This is a genomic window from Paenibacillus sp. OSY-SE (assembly GCF_000283315.1).
Taxonomy (GTDB): Bacteria; Bacillota; Bacilli; order Paenibacillales; family Paenibacillaceae; genus Paenibacillus_B; species Paenibacillus_B profundus.
In genome coordinates this window covers 1-21,961 of record NZ_ALKF01000191.1, presented here as the reverse complement: position 1 = coordinate 21,961, position 21,961 = coordinate 1, and the positions used below count along the sequence as shown (strand labels likewise).

The 21,961-nt window shown below is 48.2% G+C and carries 22 protein-coding genes; 17 read left to right on the top strand and 5 right to left on the bottom strand.

Translation table 11 applies throughout. The annotated features are described in order from the left end of the window. Window positions 1-256: 256 nt before the first annotated feature. The 3 genes from A372_RS0119615 (at window position 257) to A372_RS0119605 (ending at window position 3,554) form a co-directional block, all read left to right on the top strand. Window positions 257-1,558 (top strand): DUF5050 domain-containing protein, encoded by a 1,302-nt coding sequence (locus A372_RS0119615; RefSeq protein ID WP_019422597.1) that lies wholly within the window; start codon window positions 257-259, stop codon window positions 1,556-1,558. Window positions 1,559-1,887: 329 nt separating this feature from the next. Beyond that, window positions 1,888-2,340 carry a MarR family winged helix-turn-helix transcriptional regulator gene (locus A372_RS0119610; protein ID WP_019422596.1) on the top strand — a complete coding sequence of 151 codons (453 nt, stop codon included), beginning with the start codon at window positions 1,888-1,890 and terminating at the stop codon, window positions 2,338-2,340. 11 nt (window positions 2,341-2,351) lie between these two features. Next, window positions 2,352-3,554: an MFS transporter gene (locus A372_RS0119605; protein WP_019422595.1), complete on the top strand. Its 1,203-nt coding sequence runs from the start codon at window positions 2,352-2,354 to the stop codon at window positions 3,552-3,554. A 387-nt stretch (window positions 3,555-3,941) separates the two neighbouring features. On the opposite strand, the gene A372_RS0119600 is transcribed toward A372_RS0119605, so the two are convergent. Next, window positions 3,942-4,409, bottom strand: coding sequence for a GNAT family N-acetyltransferase (locus tag A372_RS0119600; protein ID WP_019422594.1), 468 nt, complete (start codon window positions 4,407-4,409; stop codon window positions 3,942-3,944). A 27-nt stretch (window positions 4,410-4,436) separates the two neighbouring features. Continuing rightward, complete coding sequence (locus tag A372_RS0119595) at window positions 4,437-5,291, bottom strand: S1C family serine protease (protein ID WP_019422593.1); 855 nt, start codon at window positions 5,289-5,291, stop codon at window positions 4,437-4,439. A gap of 226 nt (window positions 5,292-5,517) precedes the next feature. Between A372_RS0119595 and A372_RS0119590 the strand changes: the two genes are divergently transcribed. Beyond that, entirely contained in the window at window positions 5,518-6,696 is a 1,179-nt protein-coding gene (locus A372_RS0119590) for a DUF4272 domain-containing protein (RefSeq protein WP_019422592.1), read from the top strand. A gap of 61 nt (window positions 6,697-6,757) precedes the next feature. On the opposite strand, the gene A372_RS34320 is transcribed toward A372_RS0119590, so the two are convergent. Then, a complete protein-coding gene (locus A372_RS34320) occupies window positions 6,758-7,894 on the bottom strand; it encodes a serine hydrolase domain-containing protein (RefSeq protein WP_233696018.1) in 1,137 nt (378 codons plus the stop codon). A 184-nt stretch (window positions 7,895-8,078) separates the two neighbouring features. On the opposite strand from A372_RS34320, the gene A372_RS0119580 reads away from it, so the two are divergent. From A372_RS0119580 to A372_RS0119525, 11 genes are all read left to right on the top strand, one after another. Continuing rightward, complete coding sequence (locus tag A372_RS0119580; protein ID WP_026011176.1) at window positions 8,079-9,551, top strand: serine hydrolase; 1,473 nt, start codon at window positions 8,079-8,081, stop codon at window positions 9,549-9,551. Window positions 9,552-10,022: 471 nt separating this feature from the next. After that, window positions 10,023-10,715 carry an ABC transporter permease gene (locus tag A372_RS0119570; RefSeq protein WP_019422588.1) on the top strand — a complete coding sequence of 231 codons (693 nt, stop codon included), beginning with the start codon at window positions 10,023-10,025 and terminating at the stop codon, window positions 10,713-10,715. 49 nt (window positions 10,716-10,764) lie between these two features. Further along, a complete protein-coding gene (locus A372_RS37495) occupies window positions 10,765-10,938 on the top strand; it encodes a hypothetical protein (RefSeq protein WP_019422587.1) in 174 nt (57 codons plus the stop codon). Window positions 10,939-11,173: 235 nt separating this feature from the next. Next, window positions 11,174-11,770, top strand: coding sequence for a YkoP family protein (locus A372_RS0119560; RefSeq protein WP_036704773.1), 597 nt, complete (start codon window positions 11,174-11,176; stop codon window positions 11,768-11,770). Next, window positions 11,758-12,555, top strand: a complete 798-nt coding sequence (locus A372_RS0119555) for a polysaccharide deacetylase family protein (protein WP_019422585.1) — start codon at window positions 11,758-11,760, stop codon at window positions 12,553-12,555. Before A372_RS0119560 ends, A372_RS0119555 begins: the two co-directional genes overlap by 13 nt. A 219-nt stretch (window positions 12,556-12,774) precedes the next feature. Then, window positions 12,775-13,899 carry an outer membrane lipoprotein-sorting protein gene (locus tag A372_RS0119550; protein ID WP_019422584.1) on the top strand — a complete coding sequence of 375 codons (1,125 nt, stop codon included), beginning with the start codon at window positions 12,775-12,777 and terminating at the stop codon, window positions 13,897-13,899. A 242-nt stretch (window positions 13,900-14,141) separates the two neighbouring features. Further along, entirely contained in the window at window positions 14,142-15,368 is a 1,227-nt protein-coding gene (alr, locus tag A372_RS0119545) for an alanine racemase (protein ID WP_019422583.1), read from the top strand. A gap of 222 nt (window positions 15,369-15,590) precedes the next feature. Then, entirely contained in the window at window positions 15,591-15,872 is a 282-nt protein-coding gene (locus A372_RS0119540) for a CopG family ribbon-helix-helix protein (RefSeq protein WP_019422582.1), read from the top strand. A 3-nt stretch (window positions 15,873-15,875) separates the two neighbouring features. Beyond that, window positions 15,876-16,226 (top strand): type II toxin-antitoxin system PemK/MazF family toxin, encoded by a 351-nt coding sequence (locus A372_RS0119535; RefSeq protein ID WP_019422581.1) that lies wholly within the window; start codon window positions 15,876-15,878, stop codon window positions 16,224-16,226. A 628-nt stretch (window positions 16,227-16,854) separates the two neighbouring features. Continuing rightward, window positions 16,855-16,989: a hypothetical protein gene (locus A372_RS39120; RefSeq protein WP_019422580.1), complete on the top strand. Its 135-nt coding sequence runs from the start codon at window positions 16,855-16,857 to the stop codon at window positions 16,987-16,989. A gap of 254 nt (window positions 16,990-17,243) precedes the next feature. Further along, a complete protein-coding gene (locus A372_RS0119525; RefSeq protein ID WP_019422579.1) occupies window positions 17,244-19,469 on the top strand; it encodes a helix-hairpin-helix domain-containing protein in 2,226 nt (741 codons plus the stop codon). 151 nt (window positions 19,470-19,620) lie between these two features. Here A372_RS0119525 and cmpA read toward each other — a convergent pair whose 3' ends face one another. Together cmpA and A372_RS0119515 are read right to left on the bottom strand one after the other, a co-directional pair. Continuing rightward, complete coding sequence (gene cmpA, locus A372_RS36515) at window positions 19,621-19,740, bottom strand: cortex morphogenetic protein CmpA (protein ID WP_019422578.1); 120 nt, start codon at window positions 19,738-19,740, stop codon at window positions 19,621-19,623. Between the two features lie 265 nt (window positions 19,741-20,005). Beyond that, the gene (locus A372_RS0119515; RefSeq protein WP_019422577.1) at window positions 20,006-20,359 is read right to left on the bottom strand and encodes a hypothetical protein; all 354 of its coding nucleotides are present in this window, start codon (window positions 20,357-20,359) and stop codon (window positions 20,006-20,008) included. A gap of 89 nt (window positions 20,360-20,448) precedes the next feature. Between A372_RS0119515 and A372_RS0119510 the strand changes: the two genes are divergently transcribed. Next, window positions 20,449-20,967, top strand: a complete 519-nt coding sequence (locus A372_RS0119510) for a SprT family protein (protein ID WP_019422576.1) — start codon at window positions 20,449-20,451, stop codon at window positions 20,965-20,967. Window positions 20,968-21,023: 56 nt separating this feature from the next. After that, on the top strand, window positions 21,024-21,845 hold the full coding sequence (locus A372_RS0119505; protein WP_019422575.1) for a uroporphyrinogen-III synthase: 822 nt from the start codon (window positions 21,024-21,026) through the stop codon (window positions 21,843-21,845). Window positions 21,846-21,961: the final 116 nt, after the last annotated feature.

Below are 21,961 nucleotides of genomic sequence, written 5' to 3'. Positions count from 1 at the left end.
AAACTGACACGGGCGACTTTCTATAGAGAGTCGCCTGTTTTGTTTTTGGGGTGCATGACGGGTCCCTTTTCTGTGCTATAAATAGTAGCTTGGAACGAGCGGAAAATGATTTTGAATTCAATTATTTGAATTCAATTATAGGTATAACAATATTACTAGTATTTGCCGATAAATCATATCGGGCTTGAAAAGCATTTAGAGATTACAAGCTAGGGGAATGAAACTGACTAATAAATCTTGAAAGGATGATTATCGAATGAAGAACATTTCACTATTTTTCAAAAGGGCGGTATGCGCGTTCATTCTATGCTCGCTCATCGTGACCGGGCTAGGTGTGGCTGCGCCAGGCGAGGCAGCTGCGGCGCCAACTGGCGACGCTTATGTTTACTATGTGTCAGATGGTGATTTGTACCGGGTCAAAAGCGATGGCACCGGGGCGGAACGTCTGCTGAAAAGCTTCAACTTCCGGGGAACTGAACTGAAGCCAGCTGGAGATTACCTGTATTTCATGTATGACGCAACATCGACCACCCTGCTGCGTGTTGCAGTTGACGGATCGGAAAATATTCCAAAGCGTTTTTATGATAGTGCCGTTTACTTCGAAACGAACAAGGATTTCATTTACTATATGACTGATAAAGGCGCGATCTACCGTGCCCCGGCCAATGCTGCTGACGCTGCGGAAGCGAAGCTCGTCGCGGACATGGCAGATGTCAAACACCCGCGCTTTACTATCGTTGACGGACGCATCTATTATAATGCGCTCAAAAACGGACGTACAACCTGGGTAGCGTCCAAGGCAGCTGACGGAAACGGTCAGGTGCAGTGGATTGGAGCGGGAGCGTTCGAGGACCCATGGTTTGTGCGTACAGACAGCGCATCCGCTTATATTATGGTCAACACGAAGCCAGAGGAGACCAACTATTCCACCGATTGTATGGTGCTCTATTCGGTGCCTAGAAAAGGCGGGGCACCTAAGGCAATTAACCCAAAGTCGCCGCTTGATACGAACTCCGTCTATTCTGGCGGATGGGCGAACAAATACTATCTGTTCAATAAAGGAATCGTGCTTGGTACGGACGGCGATTATAACTATGCGAAAGCCAAAGGCCAAGTCATGACGATGGACGGCAAAACGCTCCCATTGCATAAAACGGGAGTTTTGGAAATTGCCAATGTAGGTACGGACAAGCTGGCGTTTGTAGATGGAGCCGGCAAAGCTTATGTAAGCACGTTCAAAAACAACAAAATCGTTAGCACGAAGGCGCTATCCGTAAACAACGTAGGTTATGTGCGCAATCTTCTGACGGATGGTAAAGTGAGAGCAACAATGCTGTTCGCCAGCAGCGGAGCTTATATGCTGAAGTCTGACTTGTCACTTCAGAAAATGGTCGGCGTCGAGTGGGATTTGTGCTTGTACAAAGACGATGTATCCGGATTTTTCTATGTCAATGCGGGAGATAACGGGCGTCTGTATCATATGAACGACGATGGGAAGACAAGCACGAAGCTAAGCGATGAAACGATTGACAGAATCGTGCTGATATCAAAACAGTAGCTCATCTTTTGGTTTCATGCAAAACAAGGCTATGTCTGATGATTCCAGTTGGCTTGGGCTAATAATCGAATTGAAATGACGAAGAACGTCCCTATCCATCATCCGATGGAGCCAGGGCGTTCTTTTTTTGTTGAAGGGGAGGTGCTGGCAGCCAAGACGTTGAATTTGTTGGAGGATACAAGGTCGTAGCTAACGGGGGAGCCATTATGGCTCCCTCGTTTAAATTTATATTGAATACAACGGCTATAATTAATGGTTTACAATTATGGTTGTTTGACATATAGTTGTTTAAACAACTATTAAAAATGAATGAGACAAGGAAGATGGGAATGACGACTAATGGCAACGGCTTAGAGCATTCAATCGGTTTCGCTATGGGCGTGACCTACCGCAAATTATCGAACCTGCTGCAGCAACGGCTGAAGGAATATGACATTACACCAGAGCAGTGGTCGGTTCTGTACCAGATAGGCAGGGAAAATGGCTTGATTCAGAAGGAAATTGCCGAACGTTCAGGCAAGGATAAGCCGACGACGACTCGAATTCTCGATCATTTGGAGAGGAAGGGGCTCATCTACAAGAAAACCGGAGAGAACGACCGGCGCTCGTTCTTGGTCAATATTACGGACAAAGGAAGGTTGCTAATCCAAGAGACGACCCCGATCGAGCAGCAGGTCGCTGAGGACATTAAGCAATGTGTTTCCCAAGAAGAATATGATGTGCTCATGGAGCTGCTTCTCCGGATTAGCAACCACGTGAATGAACTAACAGACAGAGAGTAGGAGAGAGTATCATGCAGTACGATGAACAATCAACGAAACTATGGACGAAATCGTTTATATCTTTAACGATTTGCGCGTTCCTGTTATTTTTGAATTTGCAAATGCTGCTATCATCTTTCCCGGCGTATGTGAAGAACGAATTCCATGCAGGGGATTTGACGGTCAGCCTTGTAACGAGCGTGTTCGCGGCTTCCGCGATTGCTACCCGTTTTTTGACCGCTGCGCTGATGCGGAAAGTGCAGCGCAATGTCATTTTGTTTGTTGGCTTAGCGGTAGCTGCCATTATTACCGGTAGTTATGTTCTAGCCGAATCTATCGGCTCGCTGCTTGTCATGCGGATCGGTTATGGAGTTGGGTTCGGGATGGCGAGCACGATCATCCCTACATTGGTATCGCAAATTATTCCTGTTAAAAGGATGGGGGAGGGCATCGGCTATTTCGGACTGTCCACAAGCCTTGCCATGTCCATAGGGCCGATGATCGGCTTGAACGTGATGAAGCAGTCCGGCTTCAATACGTTGGCCATGCTGGGTACTGTGACTGTGCTCCTTAGTTTCCCGATTATTGTGCTGACGCGTTCGATTCCACCGGAGCCGAAAAAACGGGGTGGCGCACAGGCGAGCCCTCAAACCAAACAACCTTTTAATACGAAACTGTTGTTACCCGCGCTGTTAAACGTCATCTTGTCGGTAACATACAGCGGCTTGCTCAGCTTTATTGCTCTGTATGGAGAAGCGGTGCGTCTGGAGCAGGTCGGCCTATTTTTCTTGTTTAATGCTGTCACAATCATTATTATCCGCCCGATCTCCGGTAGAGTGTTCGACAGCAGGGGACATGCGGCCGTTCTTATTCCTGCGGCTATTTGTGTCGTTGCGAGCTTGACGGTGCTTTCCTATGCAACATCGATGCCAATGCTCATTCTGTCCGCCCTGTTGTACGGACTTGGGTTCGGCGCTATTCAGCCGACCATTCAAGCTTGGATGATCCGATCGGTTCCGCAGGAACAGTACGGCATGGCTAACAGCATGTTCTACAATTCCACGGACTTCGGAGTCGCGACAGGCGCATTGATGCTGGGGGCTATTTCTTCCATGACAGGCTATGCAGTGATGTACCGGTATTCGGCGGCGTTTATGATTTTGTTCCTTGTTGTCTATGCCGCAGTTCAAATGATTACTGTTAAACAGAGTGGAAAAGCAGATGTTGCCACATAAGTGTTGCCAATGTACGGCGGCTCCGCAGGAATCATCCCTGCGGGGCCATTTTTAGAGAGATACCCCCGGCTTTTGCGGGAACCTCTCTAAGCTGCCTCTCACGTTCATTTATACTGAACCATCCCGCGGTTCCCACCTATGTATCGGTTTGTCCTTTTGTCCACTCTCCCACAGGCTCAGACTTGCAATTATGGACTCAGTTGTCTATGAAAATAAGGCTGTAGACGGTACAGGTTCACGACCAATCCTACCGCTTAAACCATTTGGAGAGGGACTAGTATAACGTCAATGATGATAAGGAATAGAGTTGCCGAATGGTTATTTGATACTGTGCTTATATTCTGAATAGTTGGGATAGTGGATAAAAGGGCTATTGGGCTGCCCAGCTTATAAAAATAACATGTAAACTCCCTTTCCTGTTAGTAACTCAAAACCGAGATTGGTGTATAAGGCACGAGCAGGAGCATTATCATCGTCTGTTTCAAGTTGTAAGCGAGTAGCTTTTCTCTCATTGGCTAAGTCAATGGCATGTTGCAACAATCTCCTACCTACACCCTTGTTCCTATATTTCGGCGACGAATATAAAGCTTCTATACGTAAAACAGCACAACCTTTGGATAGTGAAAAACTCCATGAAAGGACAATAAGCCCTACATAATCCTCGCCATGCTTAGCTAAATAACAATGAGCCAAATTAAAGCATAAGAACCGATTAAGAATTTGCTCACACTCTTCCATCTGTTCTGGAGAAAAGGCACCTGCACCTCCATTGGATGAAGAATTTAAGTAACCACTAACCAAGCCTCTTACTTTAGGAATAAGAGATTCATTCAAGGGTACAATTTTAAGCTGCATTATCTCTCCCCAATACACGATAATTTATTAGTTTGACTCTAAATATCTCTGGAGATGATCGACAGGTATCGCGAGCCCTATGTCGATGGAGTGGTCTCCCTGTTTCATACTTGAAGTGGCGAATACAACAGCGATAACTTTTCCATTCTGGTTGATAACAGGGCTGCCGCTGTTCCCTTTATGGATAGGAGCCTGTATCATGAGTGCGGGAAGCTCCCGATTGTCAAGAGAAGTCATTCCCAGGACAGTACCTTCATTGGCGATTTGGTTGAAAGATAGCGGGTTGCCTATGACATGGATTGGGCTGCCTGCTTGCCACGGTGTTTCTGTTTCCAATTCTAGTGTAGGCAAGTTATTCTCATTGTCTCTGATCTTGAGTATGGCGACGTCGAGTGCCGTGTCGCTAACGATGACATCTGCCACATACGTCTTCCCATGAAGAAAGCGGACAGAGCCGAGCTTGTCATCTTTCATTACATGCTGATTCGTAATAATGAGGCCGCTTGTGGCGATGTTGAATCCGGTGCCCTTCCGATCGTTGGCATTTACAACGACGACCGCTTGTTTATATTGCTGAATCTGTTCATTCTGCGATAATTCTGAGTCCTTGTTCAAAAACCGGATCGCTGGCAGGTTGTAGATCTGTGGCAAAAAAGCGATCAGGTTGCCAAACAACAGGATAGCCAGTAAGATTGCTATTGCTTTTTTAAGCCATTTTCTTCGGGATGGAGTATGCTGCTCTTCTTCACTGTCGTCCTCCTGGTCCCATTCATCTTCTTCTCCTTCGTAGAAGGGCTGAGCCGTATCATCGGATGTCTCGGAGGGGACTTTTTGATCGTTCAGTTCATTTTTATGGATGGAATTCGCCTCCTCGCTAATCATTTCATTAGTGATGGGACTATGATGAAAAATTTAAATTGTGTGGATTACCGACTATTATATCAAACCTTTGCCAATCTTGAAGGGTGACCCGAAGGCTGCATACTTCGAAAAAGTGTCTGTTTTTCGGCTTCATTTCATTAGCCGCCTTATATTTACGCTGCTTAAAACCGAATTAAGTTAAAGGAGCAGTCATAACGCATAATCCGAAATCGTGAGGAGAGAACATATGCAGCATTGTACGTTATACGTATCGATGAAAGATGATAGTAAAATTATAGAAGCCATCTTGGACACGTTTGGAGATAAACAAGTTCAAACTTCCGAAGACGGACATCAGGTGATGGTGATCGACAAGAAGCTGTTCAGCAAGCGGACGACGACTTTCTCGATTATGACCAATGAAACCGGAGGCGAATCCTTCGCTAATATGATCCGTGGGATGTACGGCTATTATGATGAGATTGATACGCCTCACCAGACCGTAAAAGAGAAGCTGCTGCTGCAAATATCGGCCTTGACTGCCGCTATCGGGATTGTTGCGGACAAAGAGATAGATAATAAATCATTTGCTAAAATTTTGGAGGTAGCCGCCAAAATCCATGCGGTCGTATTTTTGCCGACAGGAGATATGCTCGACAATCAGGGAAGGCTCGTACTGAATGTTGAAGGTGAATCGGAATTAGACGATTTTAGGCCAACCGTTACGGTAGACTTGATTGACGCTCATATCAAAGCAACACCAGAAGGAGAGGCAAGAAAGCGAAGAACAATGGAACTGCTCACAGAGCAGGGAATCCCGGTTATCGATCATCTCCCAGTCATAGTCGGGGATGACGATGCGCTCATTCGTCCCAAGGAAGAAATCGTGCAGAGGGCTATCGCGTTATGCATGATCGCCATGTATGCCGGCGGATTGGCGGAAGAAAGCGATCTGGCGAGGGAAAGAGAGTTCATTCACATGATTATGGAGCAATACGGGGCGGAGTCCTTTTTTACGGAAAATGAACGGGTCTTCCTTACCGACGATAATCCAGATCGCACGGACATGATTCAGTTTGCATGGATGTACGAATGCTGCTGGGTGCTGTTGTGGGCGTTAGGGTATGTGGAACAGCTCGATTTTCCTGGCGATATATGCGATGTGCAGAGTGCAATCGATGTGCTGCGGAACGCAGGGGATTACGACACCTTTTATAACAATGCGGTTGTAAGAACGAAGGCAGAGATTCTAGAGCAGACCGATCGCATCTATCGGTACGATTGGGCCTGCGTGAATGAGAGAATTAACAATCGCCCCATTCCCGGCGGGTTAAACGACGAGGTTGTCGTAGAAAGACATCGGGCCTTCAACTGGCTTATCTGTTATATGGATGCAGACTGGGATCACGTAAGAACGGATACTTAACTGTTAGATAAAAAGAAGGAAAAGCTGCGGCCCTATGAGGCGGCAGCTTTTTTTGGTTGACTCATTTCAAATGTTCGATGATGGTGCGGTAAGCAGTAACGGCTTCGTAATCATGTATATTAAAAATGGTCGGATCAACCCCCGATTTTACGATAACTACATGTTCTTGTTGATTCACATAAATGTGTTGTCCGTAAATGCCGCGTGCGATAAATTCAGAACCGTTGCTGTCTTGCGGAATCCACCATTGATATTGATAACCGAAGAAATCGTCGGCTGCCCCTGGTTGTAAATCCGCCCGATCGGGAGTTATAGATTGCTTAATCCATTTTTCAGATATCACTTGGCGGCCATTCCAATTTCCATTATGTAAATATAGTCTGCCGAACTTCGCGTAATCCCTCAACGTAGCGTTAACGAATGTGAAGGCAATCTCATTGCCATGCAGATCGGTATTCCAATAAGCATCATGCTCCATGCCCAGCGGCTGCCATATTTTTTCCTCTAAATAGGCTGAGGCTTTCTTCCCGGTTGTTTTTTCAATCAACATGCATAGGACTTGGGTATCAACGCTTTTATATTGGAATTGGCCTGGCGCCTGCAATCGGGTTAGCTTCTGCACAAATTTCGGAATAGGCATTGCCGTCTCGCCAAACACATCATTCAAGAAGGTGTAAATCTCCGCATTCTCATCAGCGTAATCTTCATTAAATCGAACGCCGGAAGACATTTGCAAAATATCCTTTATACTCGCTCCATCAAAGCCGCTTCCGATGAGCTCCGGCAAGTACAATGTAACGGGATCATGAACATCTTTCATAGCCCCTTCATCAAACGCAATGCCCATTAAGGCGGACACCAACGATTTAGCCACGGACATGGACATCGCGGTCGATTGCTCGCTATAACCGTTATAATATTGCTCCGTCATGATGGTATCGTCTTTAATGACTAGAAACCCGGTGGCAAATACCTTTTGCAAATAATCGGCGACTTTGTTGTGCTGTCCATTTATTTCATAGCCAATCTCGGTTAAATTTTGTTCGTTTTTTTGAAATAAAAATTTGTGTGCCGGGGCTTGAATGTCGTTCTTAGGCAAAATTTTGTTCATATTTCTGAAATTCCACGCGATATGGTCTTCGTGCAGCAGTGTTCCTAATTTGGTGATATCGTATTGTTGATTCTGCTCGTTGTTCAAATTGATCGGAACCTCCATTTGTGATAATGATTCTCATTTTAGCTATTCTTCCATTGTACCCTACTGCTCTAAGAAGGAGAAGCAGAGATATTGAGTTTGTGCATCAAGCAGGAGGTTTCCGCTAAATGAAGAAATGTGTTAGCAGATGATATTGCTTCACAACAACAAGGGAGGCATGTTAGAAATGGTGCAAGCACTTCAAGCGTTGGAAGGCTTCAGTACGTATATTGAGCAGCAAATGGATAAATGGAAGGTGCCTGGATTGGCGGTTGCGGTCATTAAAGATCAAGAAATTGTCATGGCGGAAGGCTTTGGCTTCCGAAATGTGGAAGCAGGGCTCAAGGTCACGCCGGAAACGATGTTCGCGATTGGATCGTGTACAAAAGCTTTTACGGCTTTGGCGGCGGGGCAGTTAGCGGATGAAGGCAAGCTAGATTTGGATGCGTCGGTGAAAACATATCTGCCTCAATTCAAAATGCACGATGCTGTTGCGACGGAGCGGATTACGGTGCGGGATATGCTCTGTCATCGTTCAGGGCTGCCGAGGCATGAGCTCATGTGGTACAACTCGACGTTCACGCGGGAGGATATCATTGAGCGGCTTGCGTTTTTGGAGCCTAATCAAGATTTCCGCGCGAAGTGGCAATATCAAAATATTATGTATATGGTCGCCGGATACCTCGTAGGGCAACTAGCAGGATCTTCATGGGAACAGGTGGTTCAAGAACGAATTTTCACGCCTTTGCACATGACCTCCAGTTGTTTGTCCGTAGAGGACATGCAGCTTCGGCCGGATTACGCATTACCGTATATAGAAAAGGACGGCAAGGTGCTGCTGACACCCTTTCGTAATATTGATGCCATCGGTCCGGCAGGCTCGATTAACAGCAATATTATCGATATGGCGAACTGGGTCGGGCTCCACCTGAATAAAGGGAAGTTTGACGGCCGGCAGATCGTGACGGAAGGAAGCTTGGCTGCCATGCATACTCCGCATATGCCATGTGACCCGAGCGTATGGGGAAAGAAGGAGTTGCCAATAAGTTGCTATGGTCTCGGCTGGGGCATTGAACCCTATCGCGGGCACCATATGATTCATCATAGCGGTGGGATTGATGGCTTCACTTCGTTGGTATCCTTTTTGCCGCATGATAATATCGGTGTAGTCATTCTGACCAATATGTTCGGGACTAGTTTACCGAGAATAGCAACCTACAATATAGTTGATCGTTTGCTAGGTCTTGAGGAAATTGATTGGAGCAGACGATTTCAAGATGATACAGAAAAATGGAAGGAGCAGCTTAAGGAACAGCAGAAAAAGGAGTATCATGATAATACGCCATCTAATAGTCAAGCAGAATCGGTCCCTTTTCATCCGCTTATAGAATATACAGGAACTTATGAACATCCGGGCTATGGGAAAGTGATCGTTGAGCTTGAAGATGGCTGTCTGCGATTTATGTATAATTCGTTGACCTTGCCTATGACACATTTCAGCGAGGATGTGTTCGAAATCTCTTATGAACTATTTGCGGCGAAGGTGAAAGGCACATTTCATGCCGATCTGAACGGCAATATCTGTCGCCTCTCGTTGCCGCTGAACATGGAGCCGGGGACGAAGGAGATTGAATTTACGAAAACGGCGCCTGACAAGTAAGCGTTTTTAATTACAATTAGGATAAGGGAGGAGATCTAATGCAGTGGGAATATGTTTGTCTACCATACGTCAAAATCTCAAATTATTATGAATATGGTACAGAAACCTTCTTATCGGGGAAACAGAATGCCATGAAAATGGAGTATATTAACGGACTCCTCCATTCTACATTCTGGATTTTGGAGAACTAGACGAACGTTTCGGAATTAATGGAATAGTTGGTTTGGATATATTGTTAAAAGGCAGCTTTGTTATTGATTTAGCTGAAATGAGTATTTCGCCAAAAACGTTAGACAATCGTTAAAGTAGTGTGAGTAGTTACTCACACTACTTTTCTTTGTATGGGACAAGGGAATGTTCTCCGTATCCAGCCATTATGGAACGTAAGATTTTCGTAAGAAATAAGAAATACAAAAGAAATGAATCAACTTTACAATAGGAAATAGTTAAAGATAGGAAGGTGACATACAGGTGCTGAAGTTAGTGAAATTGGAACTTAAGAAATCGAAATTGGGTTGGTATGTGAATGGAGCTATCATCGCAAATGTAATCATGGCGGCTTTGCTCTGTCTGATTGGGTATGTGAAAAGTAACGAAGGCCATGCTGCATTTAATGGTTTTCCGGAAGCTTTTGTCGTAATCGGCGCAATCGTCAGGGCCACATTTATAGTGTTTGCGGCTGTGCTCATTGCAAAGCTGGTCATAGAGGAGTATAAGAATAAAACGATTACGATCATGTTTTCATACCCAATCAGCCGCAAGAAAATAATTGCTTCTAAATTATGGATAGTAAGCGGGCTAACCTTTATTACGCTCGTTATTTCCAACGTGTTTGTGGCGATTGTCTTTTTTAGCGTGAATGCGTATTGGCAGTTTATTCCCGGATCATTGACATTGGAAATGGTCGTTCAACAGGTCGTGAGCATGTTCGCATTTTCATTTGCCGCTGCGGGAACAAGCTTGATTCCTTTATATTTCGGGATGCGTAAACTATCGGTTCCAGAAACGATCCTATCGTCCATCCTGATTACAGCGACAGTTAGTGCGCACAATCCAGTATTTTCATTAGCTTCCATTATATATATTCCGTTGTCTTTGGCGGTAGTTGGCCTTGTGCTGGCAGCGGTAACGATTCGCAGGGTTGAACAGGTTGACGTTAGTTAATTTAGAGAAAAGAAATAAGATGTATAAGTATTTATTAGAGGAGATTAGGATGACAACACATCAAATTATGAAATGGATTTTAATTTTAAGTATTGCATCAATCATCATGAATGGCTTTCTCTATGCAAATATAGGAGATACAGAGATTCTAATCGGTATTTACTGTGCAATCGGGCTTGGCGTCCTAGGAGGTCTGGGTACGTTCATGACGAGAAATAAGTGAGTTGATTTCTTCGAGCACCCGAGCCTTAATTTCGACGAGGGGCATAGAATAATTTTTGCTGCAGAAAATAACTTTCGAGCCTATAGAATATCTCTATAGGTTTTTTTGTCGTGATGCGGCTTAAGAAATTTGTAAGAACGGAGTAAGAGAAAAGAGAATTTCGTTCTCTATTATTAATAATAGAAGTGAAGGAGCTGAAATTATTTTAATAGGGAAATAGGTGATTGTATTGAATGTGTTTGCATCGACTTCGAAAGTGTGTTTGCAATCTTTATGGATGATGTGGGAAAGCGTGTTTGATTTGTTCACCAGATTACGTAGTGTATCCGTATCCCAATATGGAATATGCAAGCTGGTTGTAAGGCGGCATCGTGGGAAAAGCGTGGAATGTAATGACGGCCATTGGGTGCATCCCGGAGATTGGGTGGGAGAGCTCCATCTTGATAATAGACAAGTGCTGCAGCTGTCTCATTCCGTCGGGCCGGATCGGGCAGCCTTGATGACGGCTCGTATGTTGCGTAATTCACTTAAGCAGATAAGCTTGGCAATGGGCAGCACGCCCGAACTAGCGAAAGTCAAAGCATTAACGGGCATCACCTTGCTCCATCGCGGAATAATATATGGACTGGGCTTTGAGCTGCACCCGATGAAATCCAAATGGTTCCAATGGTTTTCGACATACTATCTTCGTTTATTGCTAATGGTTTTGCACCCGGATGGCAAGCGAAGAGTCAAGCAAAGCACAGAGAAGCTTAACCCGATGATGCTGATGATGACGAAGCAGGCTTTAATGGAACGTTATCGTAAAGAAGTGATTCCATGCAGAAATTAACGATTACTTTAACCATCCTATTCCTTTTATTTATTTTCATTTATATGGTGATTCCTTTTATTATTACGAGAATATGTGGCATGGGCGTGTTCAGAAAAGGAAAACATGCAGCACAGATTGCTTTTACATTTGATGACGGTCCTGACCCCCTGTATACTCCTAAGCTGCTTGATTTATTACAAGAGCATGGAGTTAAGGCAACCTTTTTCGTACTTGGCAGCAAAGCCGAGAAATATCCGGAGCTGACGAGGCGAATATATCACGAAGGCCATCAAATCGGTATTCATAACTATACGCACCTGCCCAATTGGTTGATGACACCGTGGCATGTCAGACAGCAGCACGTCGAACGTTCGGCTGATATTGTGGAGCGCATTATCGGGGAACGGCCTGCCTTTTATCGGCCTCCGTGGGGCATATTGAACGCAGGGGACCTTCTCTATTTGCGAAAGTCATATCGGATCGTGCTCTGGTCCGTTATGGGATGGGACTGGAAGCGAGCTGTGGATGCGGATCAATTGGCACGAAGATTAATGAAAAACATCAAACCCGGATCCATTGTGCTGTTGCACGATAGCGGCGATACGATCGGCGCAGACGAAGCTGCTCCGCAGCAAATGCTGGAAGGACTGCAGGACATTCTCAAGGAGCTGCGCTTGAAGGGATATCAATGCGTGCGCGCGGATGAGCTTCAGGAACGGAAATGTGCCGGTTATGGCAATGGCAAAGCTGTAGACATAGGGCACGTTCATGTTAAAGTGGCGCTGCATCGCAATTATAAATAACACATGACATGGGGGAGCCTTCAGGATCCCTCTTTTTGCGTCTGGCTGCATGCGAATAAGCCGCGTTAGACATGGCCTTGCAACATGCGATGTACGGCGTGAACTTGTCACGCTTGTCATGCTAGTCTGCATATTTGGCCAAGAACCCACATAGACATGTTATCAGTGATGAGGAGTACACCGAATCGAAGAATATTCAATGTCAGAGGGGATGATCTCATGCGTCGGATCACGTGGATATTGGCCATCGTGATAAGTGTTGCGATTCTGGTAGTCGGATGCGGGAAAAAGGATGCAACCGCCGTGGTTCAGGAATTGGATCATGTGATGAGCAAGCTGGAAAGTTATGAAGGGATCGGCACGATGACGCTGCATTCCGGGCAGCAGCCGCTCGAGTACTTGGTGGAAGTCCGGTATCAAGATCCTTCCTACTATCGGATCGTGCTGACCAATGAAAAGAAGGACATCAAGCAGGTTGTGCTGCGCAACGAAGAAGGTGTCTTCGTGTTGACGCCAAGCTTGAACAAAATCTTCCGCTTCCAAAGCGATTGGCCGGAGAACCAAGGTCAAGTGTATCTGTATCAGACGCTGGTGCGCAGCATTTTGTCAGACAATGGCCGCCAATTCGCTACTGATGGAGACAGCTATGTGTTTGAAGTTGCCGCCAATTACCAGACTGACTCGCTCGTACGGCAGAAGATATGGTTGAACAAAAATGACTATGCGCCGAAGCAAGTGCAGGTTACCGACTCTGACGCGCAGGTTGTCGTGGAAATGAAGTTCAATCAATTTGAATTCGGCAAAAAATTCGACAAAGATTCATTTGATATGCAGCGCAACATGACCAGCATGAATCATGCGTCGATCCCGACCGGAGCCATCGATTCGAAGGACGGTGCTGGAGAGGCAGCCAAGGAAACGACAGCGCCAGTAGGCGAGTCGGGAACGAAGGAGACCGGAACGGATCCGGCAGTTGATCCGCAGAAAGAGTCGTCCGAGGAGCTTGGGCCATTCGGCTTCATCGAGCCATCTTATCTCCCGGAAGGCGTGGCGAAGAAGGACGATATGGAGATTACGGACAGCAAAGACCACTCGGTTATGCTGCGCTACACCGGCACATACAACTTTACGATTTTGGAATCGCGTCCGAAGGATATGGAAACGGGCCTGATATATGGAAAAACGCTTGATTTAGGATTTACCGTTGGTCATTTGACCGGGGATGAGCAGAAGACGTTCACTTGGATGAGCGACGGGGTGAAGTACCGGATGACGAGTGCGGATCTGCCGGAAGCAGAGATGGTGAAAGTGGCGCAATCAATGGTGGATCAGCCAGGGAAATAATGAATAGGAAATAGCCAGCCCGTATTCTGTAGACCATTTCAGAGTATGGGCTTTTGTATTTTTTTGTGACAGAGCTGGATTCAATTGGTAAGAAATCGGAACATATTCTCTATATATGCGGTTATTCCCTTAGTAAGGAGTGGAAAAGCCGTTTTTGCTTAGTTGACAGTCTCCTATCCGGCCTTTAACATAGGTTATTGACGATTGAACGGGAGAGATAGGGAACGGAGAAGGTGACTGACTTGGAAACGTACTTTCGCCCAACGCGTGCTGAGATTTCACTCGACGCTTTACATCGCAACATGCAGGCTTTTCGCGACGCGCTGCCTGCTGCGACCCGATTGAGCGTCTGTGTCAAGGCGAATGCGTACGGTCACGGCGCGGTCGAAGTGGCGCGTGCCGCAGAACGATTCGGTGTGGATTATTTAAACGTAGCTTTCCTGGAAGAAGCGATACAACTGCGACGTGCAGGTGTGCGCACTCCGATATTGATATTAGGCTATACGCCGCCTGAAGGGGTTTCAGCGGCTTACCAATATAATATTACACTCAATATTTTTTCCGAGGAATGTATCCGGGCGCTTGAGGCAGAGGCTTCATCGCTCAGTGCGCAGCACGGCGGACGAATATTGAAAATTCATGTGAAGATTGATTCCGGTATGGGACGCCTCGGCATTCGCACCCCGGGGGAAGCGATAAGCTGCATAGAGCGGTTGAACGCCATACCTGGCGTGGAGGTTGAGGGGGTATTTACTCACTTCGCCTGTGCTGATGAAGCGGACAAACGCTATTCCGAGCTGCAGACGACGAGATTTCAAGCTGTGCTCGAGGCGCTTGCGGCACGACATATTTCGATTCCGATTATTCATGCAAGCAACAGTGCCGCAGCGATCGACATGCCGGGTTGGTCTTACGACATGGTTCGCGTAGGAGTCAGCATATACGGATTATATCCTTCCATAGAAGTGAACCGTTCCTGGATCGAGTTGGAGCCGGTGCTTACATTGAAGACGAAGGTCGTTCATACGAAGACGGTACCGCCAGGTGAAGGCATCAGCTATGGCGTTCACTACTACACGTCGAACGACGAGCGGATTGCAACGATGCCGATCGGTTACGCGGACGGGTATTCCCGCTTATTAAGCGGCAAGGCGAGCATGCTCATCCGCGGCCAGCGCGTGCCTGTCATCGGCCGGATCTGCATGGATCAATGCATGGTCTCTTTACAGCCGCTGGGCGAAGCCGCCATCAAGGTCGAGGCTGGAGAAGAAGCCGTGCTGATCGGCTCCCAAGGGCAGGAGCGGATTACGGTAGAGGAGATTGCCGAACATTTAGGCACAATTAACTATGAAGTTGTGTGCATGCTAGCGCACCGTGTGCCGCGCCTGTACATGGCGCAGGGGAAGCCGGTGCAGGTGTTGAATCCGTTGTGTGCAGAGCCGCTTGCAAAAGATTTTTCAGTAAAATAATGGGATTTAAGGGAATGGAACCATTTACCGTATGTCATTTTTTAAAAGATGAAGGATTTTTATGTCTAAAGCGCGAATAAGTAACTGGTATGCAGCTGTTTTTTTGCTTGCGTGTGCAACATACTCCATCTGCATCAGGCATATATATGCTTTTGTATAAATTTTCTACGGAATCGACATAATGGTAAATAGGCAGGAAAGGTTTTGGGGGTGCGAGGACAGGTGGCGAATATTCAGAACACCAAACGAATCATGATCAGCTTGCCCGACCAATTACTACAAGAAGTGGACGGCATTGTCGCTATGGAGAAATCCAATCGAAGCGAATTCATTCGACAAGCAATGAAATTATATTTAAACGAGCGAAAAAAACGACACATCCGTGAATCCATGCAGCGCGGCTATATGGAGATGGCCAAAATCAATTTGACGATGGCGTCTGAGGCTTTTTATGCGGAAGAAGATGCGGATGGCACTCTCGGCCGTTTGGTTAGCGGGGTGTAGACATTGATTGTAAAGCGCGGCGACGTATTTTTTGCGGATTTATCGCCCGTCGTAGGATCGGAGCAAGGCGGGGTTCGTCCCGTCCTCGTGATACAGAACGATATCGGCAATCGATTTAGTCCGACGGTCATCGTTGCTGCGATTACGGCTCAGATTCAAAAGGCGAAATTGCCAACCCATGTGGAGATTGATGCGGAAACGCACGGCTTTGACCGCGATTCGGTCATCTTGCTGGAGCAGATTCGCACGATCGATAAGCAACGGCTGACTGACAAGATTACGCATTTGGATGAAGAGACGATGCGCAAGGTCGATGAAGGGCTACAAATTAGTGTCGGTTTAATCGACTTTTAGAGGATGTCCAACACGTGTCTTTTGATCACGAAGCGTGCCTTGAAGCAGATTTAACATCGTATTTTGCACTCACCCTCGAAGCCCGGTGCTCATGTAGGTTCAACCTGCAATCCGCTCCTCCTTCTTTGGGTTTTTGCAATCTTCACGGTACTTAAAAAGTTCACTTTTGGACACAGATCATTAACAGTTTTACGAGTTTTTTTAGGAGAACGAGGGCAGCCTCGTTTTTTTATTTTTGCGCGCCTAACCAAGCTAGGCACAACTAGCCGGTGAGAGTCCAGTCGAGGGAAGAGCCCAGTCGCCTCGTAGCTGACAGGCAACTGGTGGAGCTCCTAGCCCAGAAGGGACAAGAGAGAGCCGAGCCTCCTCGAATCGGGCGAAGGCCAAGGAACGCGTGAAGCACTTGAAGAAGCAGCGCGGAAAGCCCTTTACTCTACACCCTTTCATTCAGAATGGCGGCCTTCCCTCTCCTTTGAAACGAGAATAGGTTGGCTTCTGTACAATGGCCCTTAGCTCCACTCTCCCATACAGTCAGAAAGGGGATTGATGGGGATAAGGCATATGCCGTTTTGTATAGATACCATGCCATGAAGCGGCCGCTCAGGATGGCAGTGAAGCAGAATCGTCAATGGGCGGCCGCCTCCTGAAGGATGGGGAGAATGAAGCAAAGGGGCGGATGAAGCGATTCACCGTCAGTCTGATTGCGTCACTGCACGATTATAACGCATGGTTCATGATGAAAAGACAATGCCTTGCTGTTTGACAGATATCGCTTATTTTACAAAGGCCTCGATAAAGGTTTTCTAATTTGTAAACGGACAAGCAGGTTCAGTATCACTGGCGTGTGACCTTTGCTCTGGAAAAACGGGCTCTCTTTTGCGACAATAGAATATAGGGTCTTAGGCAGAGGAAGTATGGTATCGGATAGCTGCATCACATAGCTATGGACATCGATAGAACCTGTACATTCGGTAGACGAATACGACACTGATTCGGATTACGGAAAGGAAGGAAACGATGGCAGTACAAGACACCGTAATGGAATTGACGGCGCTGGAGCCGTTATTGGAACAAATGAAGCAGGACGAGCCAAAGCGCTTATTGAAGCAGCTCGCTCAAGAATTATCACTCAGCTTGAAGCAGGTGGAGACGACGGTCGGCCTCTTGGACGAGGGGAATACGATTCCATTCATTGCGCGTTACCGCAAAGAAATGACCGGAGAGATGGACGAGAATCAGCTTCGTTCGTTGGAAGAGCGTCTCGGGTATGTACGCGGTCTGGAGGAGCGCAAGCGTGAAGTGCTGCGTCTTATCGCCGAGCAGAGCAAGCTTACAGAAGAACTGCAGCGCTCCGTTGTCGCAGCCGTAAAGCTGCAAGAGGTGGAGGATCTGTACCGCCCGTACCGCCAGAAGCGGAAGACACGAGCTAGCGTAGCGAAAGAACGCGGGCTGGAACCGCTCGCAAGCTGGATGATGAGCTTCCCGAAGCAAGGTGATGCGCTAATGGAAGCGGCGGCCTATGTGAATGAAGAGAAGGGCGTGTCTACGCCGGAGAATGCCGTCCAGGGCGCCCTGGATATTATCGCTGAGAGTATTGGCGACGAGCCGAACATTCGCGCTTGGGTGCGGCGCTTCACGATGGAGCACGGCGTGCTCCGCACCGAGGCGAAGGATAAGGAGCAAGAATCTGTATACGAGATGTATTATGAATATGTCGAGCCGGTCCGCAAGCTGCCCTCACACCGTATTTTGGCCATTAACCGCGGGGAGCGCGAAGAGATTTTGAAGGTAGCGCTCGACGTGCCTATAGAGCAGATTATTGCTCATATGGAGAAGAAGGTCATCAAGAGCGCATCTGTAGTCACGGACTTGTTGAAGGCGACGATTGAAGATGCTTATAAGCGGCTTATCGCTCCGTCCATTGAACGGGACGTCCGCAACGAGTTGACGGATAAGGCCGAAGAGCAGGCGATTCAAGTGTTCGCCCAAAACTTGCGCAGCCTGCTGCTGCAGCCGCCGGTTAAGGGCAAGACGGTACTTGGAGTGGACCCGGCGTTCCGGACAGGCTGCAAGCTCGCTGTCGTCGATGAAACGGGCAAGATGCTCGAAGTGGCTGTCACGTATCCGACCGCCCCTCACCACAAGACAGCGGAAGCAGAGAAGATGTTCAGCCGCCTCGCCGATACATATGGTGCCCAGCTCGTCGTCATCGGGAACGGGACAGCGTCGCGCGAGACCGAGCAGTTCGTGGCGAACTGGATGAGCTCCCGCAAGGATCAGACACTGCAGTATGCCATTGTGAACGAGGCGGGCGCCAGCGTTTATTCAGCTTCCAAGTTGGCGCAGGAGGAATTCCCGGCGCTTGACGTTGCGGAGCGAAGTGCTGTCTCGATTGCCCGCCGCATGCAGGACCCGCTGGCAGAACTCGTGAAGATTGACCCGAAAGCAATTGGCGTCGGTCAATATCAGCATGACGTTGCGCCGAAGCGGCTGGAAGAGAGTCTGGGCGCCGTCGTGGAATCAGCAGTCAACCATGTCGGTGTTGACGTGAATACCGCCTCGCCATCATTATTATCGTATGTATCCGGCGTTAACGCGACGTTGGCGAAAAATATCGTCAAATACCGGGAGGAGAACGGGAAGTTTACCGAGCGCCGTCAACTGCAGAAGGTGCCGCGCTTAGGGCCGAAGGCGTTTGAGCAGTGTGTCGGCTTTATGCGTATTATCGAAGGCGATCACCCGCTCGACAAAACGCCGATTCACCCCGAATCGTACCGTGTCGTCGATCGGCTGTTCACCGAGCTCGGACTGCGGCTCGACTCCATTGGAACACCAGAGCTGGCGGAATCGCTGCAGCGCGCGGACGTCTCTGCCTTGGCGCAGAAGCTGGATGTAGGCGTTCCGACGTTGAAGGACATTATCGACAGCTTGCTGCGCCCAGGACGCGATCCGCGCGAGGAGCTGCCGCCGCCAATTTTCCGTACAGACGTGCTGCAGATTGAAGATTTGCGGCCGGGCATGGAGCTTAAGGGAACGGTGCGGAACGTAATCGATTTCGGCGCGTTCGTCGATATCGGAATTAAGAATGACGGTTTAGTGCATATTTCACAGTTGAGCGACCGTTATGTGAAGCACCCGCTTGATGTCGTCTCCGTCGGCGATAATGTCACGGTATGGGTACTTCAAGTGGACGTGAAGAAAGGACGCGTCGGTCTGACGATGAAGCGTCCGAACATAGAATAGCGAACAATCATAGCCCCCGTCCGGAAGTGCGGCTCTTATGCGAGTCGTAGCGCTCACGGTCGGGGGTTTGACTTTTCATTTGTGACGGTCAGGCAGCTTTACTTCCGATTTCCGGGCTCTTCGCGCGTAACGAATGCATTTACGAATGCATTTACGAATGAACACGAGGCTTCGAACGATAAAAAAACCAACACTCATTCAACAGTTTGATTTGACGGCGGTCTTTTTTATGAAAGGCGCGCATCAATTGATTGCACAACCATTGCGGCATGAGCATCCCTCCTTCAACCGGGGACGAGAGATTCGTCGTTGTAACGCTATCTTATGGGCAAATGCCGATTTTGGTGCAGGTCCGCTTGCAAAAAGCCGGGCGACCCGCCCAAATGGCAGTGTTCCGGCTAAATGCACTCGTATAGCGATGCAGCCTATGTATTCCGAGCATAGAAAAAAAGCCGCCGCTTCATGCGGCAGCTCTGTTCGTCTGCTGAGAAAAAGTATTGTTACATTGTTATAATGGCAGCTTGTCCGTACGTGGCCTAACCTTCGTATTCTTCTTCGTACCATTGCTCCATCTGCGCTTGCAGCGCCCGGATCTCCGTCAAGAGAGCGATAAGCGGATACTGATCCTCTTGAATGGAGGCGAAGGCGCGCTCCAATCGATTCACATAATCCAATCCGCTAATTATTGTATCTTCTTCCCGCAGCAATTCCAGATGATCGCATTCTGCGATCGCAGCAGGCAGCTTCGGAACACCTGAGGCGGTGAGCTTGCCAATCTCCTTATACAATCGCAGATTGAGTGCGCTCAATTGGTAGGCATAATCGGAAGGCATTTCGACAAATTCCAATGTCCCTTCACGTTGAAATAGAACATAGCGCATCTTCGGCATCCGTATTCCCTCTCTTCTTCCGCAATTCTACTCTTGACAGTGTACTGAACTTCCAGTACAAATTCAAGTAGGAAGTAGGGTGATTCACAATGCAGGAGTCGAACGAGCGATTGCAGGTCTGGATCGAACAGGTGTCGATCCGGGACTTCGGTAAACCGTTTCGTCACCGGGCCCGGTACAACGCCAGACTCAAGTCAACGGGAGGACGCTACTTGCTCAAGTCCCACGATATTGAAATCAATCCGAAGCAGCTCGCAGAGAACGGAGCGGAGGAAGTGGAGCGGATCATCAAGCATGAACTGTGCCACTATCATCTGCATATTGAGGGAAGAGGGTATCGTCATCGGGATAAAGAGTTCAAGGAGCTGCTGCAAACGGTAGGCGGATCGCGCTATTGCAAGGCTTTGCCGGGTACTGCGCCGAAGCGGACCGAGCCGTACCGCTATCGCTTGGAATGCGTACATTGCCAGCAGGCCTATTTGCGCAAACGAAAGGTAGATGTGAAGCGATACGTATGCGGGCGCTGCCGCGGACCGCTGCGGCTGCTTGCCCTAGAGGGGCAAACAGCGAGGAGAAAGGGAGCAAGGGACACTGGGGCTAGAACGTAAGGCTTTGCGGCCTGCGTGCGGGGCATTATGGAACGGAGAAGAGGAGGAATACGTACATGTCGAAATGTGAAGGCAAGGTCATTGCGTTAACGGGGCCGCGTAAAGCGGAAGAAATGGCGACGATCGTCTCCAAGCAAGGTGGGACGTCACTTATTCGGCCGACACAGGGCACGATGTTCGAGCAGTTCGAGCATTTGGAGGCCGAGGTGAACAAGCTGATTTATGAGCCGATCGATTGGGCGATCTGGACGACCGGAATGGGAGTGGACAAGCTCGTCGAAGCCGCACGAGCAGCAGGGAAGGGGGATGCGCTGCTTGCCAAGCTTGCTCAGCTCCGCCATGCAGCACGGGGCTATAAGACGGTTAATGCACTGCGTCGCTTAGGGCTCGCGGTGGACGTGCGCGATGATGACGGCTCGACGCTTGGATTAATACGCGCATTGCGATCGGGCGGCGCTGAACGCTTTGCAGGGACTCGCGCTGCCTTGCAGCTGCACGGAGACCCCGCCCCGGCGCTGGTACAATTCCTACAGGAGGCTGGTGCTGAATCGGTGGAATTGATGCCATACCGGCACACCCCGCCAGAGGATAGCGTGCTCCGGCAGCTCACCGAGGAACTGCTCGCAGGGAAGATCGACGCCGTGGCGATGACCAGCGCTCCACAGGCACGGTTCTTGTTCGCGTATGCGAGAGAGCAGGGGCTGACCGGGCAACTGCTTGAAGTCTTTAAGGAGCGGACCTTAATGGCTGCCGTCGGCAAAGTAACGGCTGCCGCCATCGCAGACGAAGGTGTGGAGCGAATTCTTGTTCCAGAGGAAGAACGGATGGGAGCGCTTATCGTTACGCTATCCCAATGGTTTGAGCAGCAGCATAGCTGAACCGGAATACAGTACGGGAATGAATGAGGGAAATAGGGAATTTCATTCCCGACACTTGACACCATTAAGTATTCATGATATATTAATAATTGTCTTTCCCTGATAGCTCAGTTGGT

Excerpts from the sequence above, each read along its gene's own strand:
- A372_RS0119600 (WP_019422594.1), bottom strand. The coding sequence starts at position 4,409 with ATGCAGCTTAAAATTGTACCCTTGAATGAATCTCTTATTCCTAAAGTA.
- A372_RS37495 (WP_019422587.1), top strand. The coding sequence starts at position 10,765 with ATGACAACACATCAAATTATGAAATGGATTTTAATTTTAAGTATTGCA.
- A372_RS0119590 (WP_019422592.1), top strand. The coding sequence starts at position 5,518 with ATGCAGCATTGTACGTTATACGTATCGATGAAAGATGATAGTAAAATT.
- A372_RS39120 (WP_019422580.1), top strand. The coding sequence starts at position 16,855 with ATGGGCGGCCGCCTCCTGAAGGATGGGGAGAATGAAGCAAAGGGGCGG.
- A372_RS0119605 (WP_019422595.1), top strand. The coding sequence starts at position 2,352 with ATGCAGTACGATGAACAATCAACGAAACTATGGACGAAATCGTTTATA.
- A372_RS0119610 (WP_019422596.1), top strand. The coding sequence starts at position 1,888 with ATGACGACTAATGGCAACGGCTTAGAGCATTCAATCGGTTTCGCTATG.
- A372_RS0119515 (WP_019422577.1), bottom strand. The coding sequence starts at position 20,359 with ATGCCGAAGATGCGCTATGTTCTATTTCAACGTGAAGGGACATTGGAA.
- A372_RS0119505 (WP_019422575.1), top strand. The coding sequence starts at position 21,024 with ATGTCGAAATGTGAAGGCAAGGTCATTGCGTTAACGGGGCCGCGTAAA.
- A372_RS0119550 (WP_019422584.1), top strand. The coding sequence starts at position 12,775 with ATGCGTCGGATCACGTGGATATTGGCCATCGTGATAAGTGTTGCGATT.
- A372_RS0119510 (WP_019422576.1), top strand. The coding sequence starts at position 20,449 with ATGCAGGAGTCGAACGAGCGATTGCAGGTCTGGATCGAACAGGTGTCG.
- A372_RS0119580 (WP_026011176.1), top strand. The coding sequence starts at position 8,079 with ATGGTGCAAGCACTTCAAGCGTTGGAAGGCTTCAGTACGTATATTGAG.
- cmpA (WP_019422578.1), bottom strand. The coding sequence starts at position 19,740 with ATGCCGCAATGGTTGTGCAATCAATTGATGCGCGCCTTTCATAAAAAA.
- A372_RS0119615 (WP_019422597.1), top strand. The coding sequence starts at position 257 with ATGAAGAACATTTCACTATTTTTCAAAAGGGCGGTATGCGCGTTCATT.
- A372_RS0119525 (WP_019422579.1), top strand. The coding sequence starts at position 17,244 with ATGGCAGTACAAGACACCGTAATGGAATTGACGGCGCTGGAGCCGTTA.
- A372_RS0119555 (WP_019422585.1), top strand. The coding sequence starts at position 11,758 with ATGCAGAAATTAACGATTACTTTAACCATCCTATTCCTTTTATTTATT.
- A372_RS0119595 (WP_019422593.1), bottom strand. The coding sequence starts at position 5,291 with ATGATTAGCGAGGAGGCGAATTCCATCCATAAAAATGAACTGAACGAT.